The organism is Bacteroides sp. RTP31139st1_H2_RTP31139_211217, from assembly GCF_040227615.1.
Classification (GTDB): domain Bacteria; phylum Bacteroidota; class Bacteroidia; order Bacteroidales; family Bacteroidaceae; genus Bacteroides; species Bacteroides uniformis.
In genome coordinates this window covers 1-1,269 of the sequence record NZ_JBCNZM010000349.1, presented here as the reverse complement: position 1 = coordinate 1,269, position 1,269 = coordinate 1, and the positions used below count along the sequence as shown (strand labels likewise).

The window sequence follows — 1,269 nt, the reverse complement described above, 5'->3', positions numbered from 1 at the left end:
GTCATGCAGGGACCATGGGAACTCTCCCTCGTGTCCGGACAGAGCGTACTGATTCCCAACGCCACGCTGCTTTCCAATCCTGCAGGCAAGCTGACCCTTACAGAAACCTCCAAGATAGAGGTTACGCTCGAAGTGGCGATGCCGGAGGACGGTTCGCAGCCTTACGGCGTGTTCGATACGGAAGCAATACCGGACGAGTGGGGGCAGTACAAGCTGCCGCCGGCGGAAGCCGCGGCTGCAGCATCGCTCCAAACCGAGGAGGGCTAACGTATGGCTGACCGGCTGGAACAACTGATAGAGATGGAGTGTGCGGACGCACTGCTTGACAGTGGCGTGTCCGTTCCTCTTAAAAGGTGGAAGTTTCCGTGGCTGAAACGCCCGGTGGAGGTACGTGTGACGATGAAGCGTCCGAGACTGCGGGGTCAGATATTGTTGGCCAGGGAATATCTGAAGATGGGTATCAAACCCGACTGGCAACCGAAGGACAAGGCCGAGGAACTGGCCTTTGTGGCGGAGCATGGCAAGGCCGTGAGCCGTCTGCTGGCCTATACGGTATGCCGGGGCTACGTGTCGCGGCACGTGGGTATCGGGGTGACGGCATGGGTGCTGCGGAACTTTGTGGAGTGGCGCTATCTGACGGCTATGTTCCGGACATTCGAGCGTCTGATGGGCACGAAGGATTTTATGCGTATTATCAGCTCGACAGCGCGGGCGAACCCGATGACTCCGAGACTGAGCCAGGCAAGGAAGGGGAGTTAAGAACCCGGTATGAGGGTTCCCATAGCCCTTTCGGCTTCGTGTGGCAGATAGTGAGTGCAACGGGCTGGAGTGTGGACTACATTCTGGACGGTGTGAATTACCAGACGCTGATACTGATGCTGAACGACGCGCCGCGATACGTGGAAAAAAAGCAAGGAGGCGGAAACGATGATTCCAAACCGGAACACAGCGCCGAGGATGAAGCGAACGATATAGTAGGATTTTTTCAAAGCAAACTGGAATGAGCAAACCTGTAGAAGTTGAATTTTTGATGAAGGACAAACTCACGCCCGGCATGAACAAGGCCGAACGTGAGGCGCTGGAACTGCGTAATACCGTCAGGCTGCTGGAGGCTGAACTGGAAAGGCTGCGCCTTGCCGGGGAGACGGCTGCACCCAATCTGGACCAGAGTGCCAATATCGCGCAGATCCATGCACTGGAGAAGCAGCTTGAGGAATTGCGCGGCAAACTGAAACTGCTGCAGGAGGAATCGGAATCCGTGCAGGTCAC

General features: G+C 56.7%; 3 protein-coding genes and 1 pseudogene. All 4 read left to right on the top strand.

All coding sequences use genetic code 11. The features are described from left to right. Positions 1 to 267 (top strand): annotated as a pseudogene (locus tag ABUA47_RS24850) (hypothetical protein); the annotation flags it as partial. 3 nt (positions 268 to 270) lie between these two features. Next, positions 271 to 759 (top strand): hypothetical protein, encoded by a 489-nt coding sequence (locus ABUA47_RS24845; protein WP_118027173.1) that lies wholly within the window; start codon positions 271 to 273, stop codon positions 757 to 759. A 38-nt stretch (positions 760 to 797) separates the two neighbouring features. After that, positions 798 to 1,004, top strand: a complete 207-nt coding sequence (locus tag ABUA47_RS24840; RefSeq protein ID WP_349824439.1) for a hypothetical protein — start codon at positions 798 to 800, stop codon at positions 1,002 to 1,004. Beyond that, on the top strand, positions 1,001 to 1,269 hold a 269-nt coding region (locus ABUA47_RS24835; RefSeq protein ID WP_349832301.1), incomplete at its 3' end, for a hypothetical protein. The genes ABUA47_RS24840 and ABUA47_RS24835, both read left to right, overlap by 4 nt.